This is a genomic window from Candidatus Alkanophaga liquidiphilum (assembly GCF_053996935.1).
Genome location: NZ_JBMXYC010000017.1, coordinates 1 through 3,865, shown reverse-complemented (window position 1 = coordinate 3,865; position 3,865 = coordinate 1). Strand labels below are relative to the sequence as shown.

Annotated in this window: 8 protein-coding genes; 1 reads left to right on the top strand and 7 read right to left on the bottom strand. The window is 51.5% G+C overall.

What is annotated here, in order from left to right; genetic code table 11:
• Window positions 1-844 (top strand): quinolinate synthase NadA (gene nadA / locus ACXJJA_RS02250; protein WP_456486605.1); only part of this gene is annotated, 844 nt, incomplete at its 5' end.
• A 5-nt stretch (window positions 845-849) separates the two neighbouring features.
• On the opposite strand, the gene nfi is transcribed toward nadA, so the two are convergent.
• From nfi to ACXJJA_RS02215, 7 genes are all read right to left on the bottom strand, one after another.
• The gene (gene nfi, locus ACXJJA_RS02245; protein ID WP_456486604.1) at window positions 850-1,605 is read right to left on the bottom strand and encodes a deoxyribonuclease V; all 756 of its coding nucleotides are present in this window, start codon (window positions 1,603-1,605) and stop codon (window positions 850-852) included.
• The gene (locus ACXJJA_RS02240) at window positions 1,583-2,119 is read right to left on the bottom strand and encodes a DUF5615 family PIN-like protein (RefSeq protein ID WP_456486603.1); all 537 of its coding nucleotides are present in this window, start codon (window positions 2,117-2,119) and stop codon (window positions 1,583-1,585) included. The genes nfi and ACXJJA_RS02240 overlap by 23 nt, the downstream gene beginning before the upstream one ends.
• Window position 2,120: 1 nt before the next feature.
• Complete coding sequence (locus ACXJJA_RS02235) at window positions 2,121-2,477, bottom strand: cupin domain-containing protein (protein WP_456486602.1); 357 nt, start codon at window positions 2,475-2,477, stop codon at window positions 2,121-2,123.
• Window positions 2,474-2,929, bottom strand: coding sequence for a cyclic pyranopterin monophosphate synthase MoaC (gene moaC / locus ACXJJA_RS02230; protein WP_456486601.1), 456 nt, complete (start codon window positions 2,927-2,929; stop codon window positions 2,474-2,476). Before moaC ends, ACXJJA_RS02235 begins: the two co-directional genes overlap by 4 nt.
• A gap of 16 nt (window positions 2,930-2,945) precedes the next feature.
• Entirely contained in the window at window positions 2,946-3,167 is a 222-nt protein-coding gene (locus ACXJJA_RS02225) for a preprotein translocase subunit Sec61beta (protein WP_456486600.1), read from the bottom strand.
• 47 nt (window positions 3,168-3,214) lie between these two features.
• Entirely contained in the window at window positions 3,215-3,529 is a 315-nt protein-coding gene (locus tag ACXJJA_RS02220; protein ID WP_456486599.1) for a BREX system Lon protease-like protein BrxL, read from the bottom strand.
• On the bottom strand, window positions 3,498-3,865 hold a 368-nt coding region (locus tag ACXJJA_RS02215), incomplete at its 5' end, for a type I restriction enzyme endonuclease domain-containing protein (RefSeq protein ID WP_456486598.1). The genes ACXJJA_RS02215 and ACXJJA_RS02220, both read right to left, overlap by 32 nt.

The window sequence follows — 3,865 nt, the reverse complement described above, 5'->3', positions numbered from 1 at the left end:
TTATCAGCGTGCGGAGGTTCAGGACGTTGCGGATTTCGTCGGCGATTCGTTGGAGCTTGCACGGCGAGCGGCGGAGACGGACGCGGACGTCATCGTGTTTTGCGGCGTCGACTTCATGGCTGAGACCGCCGCCGTGCTCAACCCCGACAAAAAGGTTTTAATTCCGGACATCGGCGCCGTCTGCCCGATGGCGCAGATGCTCCTCACAGCAACGCTTAAGGAGGCACGAGCCGAGCACCCGGACGCCGCCGTCGTCTTGTACATAAACACGCTCGCCGAAAGCAAGGCGCTCGCGGACTGCGTCTGCACGTCGGCGAACGCCGCTGCGGTCGTGAACGCGATGGACGCCGAGACAGTAATTTTCGGGCCGGACGCGAACCTCGCCTATTACGTGCGGCGGCGCAGCCCTAAAAGGATCGTGACGGTGCCCGAGCACGGGCTGTGCCCGACGCACCATCAGATATCGCTCGAGGACGTGGAGGCGGCACGCCGTCAGCACTCGAGGGCGAAGGTCGTGGTGCACCCGGAGTGCGTGCCCGAGGTGCAAGACGCCGCCGACCACATAGCATCGACGAGCGGGATGGTGCGTTTTTGCAAGCAGGACGAAGCCACCGAGTATTTAATAGGGACGGAAGTGGGCCTGCTGCACAGGTTGAAGAAGGAGGCGCCGGGCAAGTGCTTTCATGCAGTTTCGGAGACGGCGATCTGTCCGCAGATGAAAATGCACACGCTTTCGAAAGTGCTAAGGGCGTTAGAGCGTGAGAAACCAGTAGTCATCGTGCAGAAGGAGATCGCAGAAGCTGCCCGGAATGCCGTAGAAAGAATGCTGCAGGTGGGGAAATGATTTTTTTACGTTTCAGTTTTTCTGATACCTGTGCGGTAGAGAGAATCGCATTTGGGGCCGAAACTTCCATCCTGCACCAACTTCCTTTTAACCTTATTTGCATAAATGTGCGCTAATCTCGTAGGCTCAGGTAGCTTGTAGCCCATTATACAATTTTTCACGAGCTGTAATGCAGTTTCCGTCGAGATTTTATGCCCTGGCGCCACAACGATGGGCTTGCAACCCTTTTTGCTTTTCAGGAGAAAGCCCACGAGCTTGCCACGGTAGCGTAACGGGCATGCTTCGCCTTCAGCCGTCGGCGTTCTGGCATCGCCGCACAAAAGGCTCTTTGCGACACCGACGGTCGCAACGTCAAGAAGCACGCCAACATGCGTCGCCAGGCCTGCGAATCTCGGATGATTCACGCCGCAGCCGTCCACAAAGAGCACGTCCGGTTTATGCTCCAGCTGCTGGAACGCCTTTATTATGAGCGGAGCTTCACGGAATGCCAGCAGCCCCGGCACGTAAGGGAAATCGGTCGACTCGATGACGCACGCACGCTCCACGACTCGTAGCGTCGAATACTTAAGGACGACGATGCTCGCAACTGCAAGCTCCAAGCTCCTGTTGCCAGCGGCGAGGAACGCCAAGTCCGCACCCGCAACGAGCTCCGGACCTTGAAATTCGTCCCTGAGCACCGCACGGGCGGCTATCCTTCTCTGCTTTTCATACAACTTTTCAAGCTCGCCGTCTTCTAGCCTATTCGCTGGTCGTCTGTTCATTTCCGACCTGCCTACTCGTCATCCTCTTTAGCAAGTCCAGCCGCTCGTTAATCGCACGCCAGTGGCTGCCTTCCCAGTAGATGCGGCGACATCCCTCACAGACCCAGAACTCCAGCTTCCCAATCATCTTTTTTGGCACGTAGTCAGTTTCGAGCAGCATCTGCGTCTCGTCCTCTCTAACGCGTCGTATAGGCGCATTGCACTCGCTGCACCGCACGAACGTCATTTCAAGACGAAGGGGCACGCTCGCCGTAAGCTCAGAAAGCTGTCCGAGGACGTCGTTTTTCGTCATGAGGACGCATCGCACACCGCTTTTCCGAGCTTCCGCCGCAAGCTTTCTATCTTTCGTCAGAAGAATTCTTTTCTCCTCCTTTGCTAAGGAGAGTAAAAAAGCATCTTCGGCGTCGCCGCCGCCCTCGCCGCTCACGTCGTTCGCATAAACGGTGTCGTAGCCGAGCATCCTGAGCCACGAGACGAGTCTACCGAGCATCCTGTCAACTAAAAACTTCTCCATGTCATTCGACGAGAATGGTATCGTCGTGCAAGTAAGGCGGGCTGCAGTGGCATAAGAACCGCAAAGGCACGTCGCCGACGTTTTCTATGCAGTGCGTCTTCGTCGGCGGAATCACGACCGCCTGCCCGGCGGCGACCTCCGCACGCTCCTCTTCCATCTCCATCATGCCCCGCCCCTCCAAAATAAAGTAAATTTCCTCCGAAGTCTTGTGAAAATGCTTTCTCGTTCTTTGTCCAACAGGAACTAACGCCTCCGCAAGACTCAAATTCTCGGAGCGGTGGAACTCTCGGATTTCAGAGCCGTCCTTCGTCACAAACGGCTTTAACTCGTCCCGCTTCACCACCCTCGTCCCAATCACCCCTCTCCCACTTCTTTCACTTTACTCAAAACCCTAATCTCTTCAATCTTCGTCGTCGGGTAGTTTCCAGATTCGTCCTTTTCGAGAGCTTTGACCATGTCCCATATTGTCAGCAGGGCGACTGTGACGCCGTGTAACGCCTCCATCTCTACGCCCGTCTTTCCGACGGACTTCACCATCACGAAGACCTCTACAAAGCCGCCGTCGCGGTCGAGGTTAAAACGCACGGAGACGCTACTTATCCCTATCGGATGGCAAAGTGGAATCGTGAAAGGTGTGTTTTTAACTGCGAGGATGGCGGCGGCTTCTGCACAACCGAGAACGTCGCCCTTCGGCACCTCGCCCCTCTTTATCGCAAGCACCGTATTTCTCTTCAGCCTGAGCCTACCGTAGGCTTCTGAGATGCGGATGATGTCCTCCTTAGCGCTTATATCCACCATTCTCAAGCTCATGCCTCACACCCGCACGCTACGGCGGCCATACGCCGTAATAAATCTCAAGGGCGAGAACGACAACACCTATTAAAATTCCTATTAGAACTATTGCCTTTGGCGAGATTTTTATCGCCGACTCCTCAACGTCGAAATACCTCATCAAACCCGCCGACGACACAAGTCCCGAACGCTCGCTACTACCTCTTCCTCTTCTTGCTTTCTTGCTCTTACCTTTAACAGCCTTCTTCGTGGCCATCGTCTTTCCTATTCTCTCCAGTTAAATAAATTTTTGGTAAATTTAATTTAACTCTTAATCGAGTATTCAATCTTTTTCCTCTCAAACTCTCCCGGAGCCATTCTGTGAAGCAAATCGGCTATTTTTTGCCTTAATTCTATCACAAAATCCATTATCATCTTTAAATCTTCTTTGTCAAATTGTTTGTTCGGGAATAGTATCTTTGTCAAACCAGAAGCAAATATATATACACCAATTTCATCCCTAATTGTAACGTTACTCAGCTCAACCATTGAACGAATTAATGGTGTAAAGTCCATCTTCCTCAATTCATGCAAAATTTCGGAAAAATCAATGCATATAACCATATATCTCTTCCGCATAGGTAAGTATTTCAGAAGCTATTTTATTAATTTCTCCATAGCTAATACGAGCATCTACTACTTTAATCAACGCATTTTTCAAAGCTACTTTTATTTTTGCCCTTAGATATTCTTTTTTATTCCAGTCGGCTAATTTCACATGGTAGCCTAGCTCTTTAACGATTTCTTTGGCCACAGCCTTTATTTCCTCATAATTTTCAAAAACTTTTTCTTTTGAGGAAAGCAAATCATAAAAAGCGAGTTCTTCCTCAGTTAAATTAAGTTCTTCTCCTTCCTTCTGCTTTTTCTTTATCTCTTTAGCAATTTCTATGAGCGCTTCTATCACATCAGCAGCTG

What these genes read in the sequence shown, in the direction of transcription:
- ACXJJA_RS02225 (WP_456486600.1), bottom strand. Translation starts at nt 3,167, where the DNA reads ATGGCCACGAAGAAGGCTGTTAAAGGTAAGAGCAAGAAAGCAAGAAGA.
- ACXJJA_RS02240 (WP_456486603.1), bottom strand. Translation starts at nt 2,119, where the DNA reads ATGGAGAAGTTTTTAGTTGACAGGATGCTCGGTAGACTCGTCTCGTGG.
- nfi (WP_456486604.1), bottom strand. Translation starts at nt 1,605, where the DNA reads ATGAACAGACGACCAGCGAATAGGCTAGAAGACGGCGAGCTTGAAAAG.
- moaC (WP_456486601.1), bottom strand. Translation starts at nt 2,929, where the DNA reads ATGAGCTTGAGAATGGTGGATATAAGCGCTAAGGAGGACATCATCCGC.
- ACXJJA_RS02220 (WP_456486599.1), bottom strand. Translation starts at nt 3,529, where the DNA reads ATGCGGAAGAGATATATGGTTATATGCATTGATTTTTCCGAAATTTTG.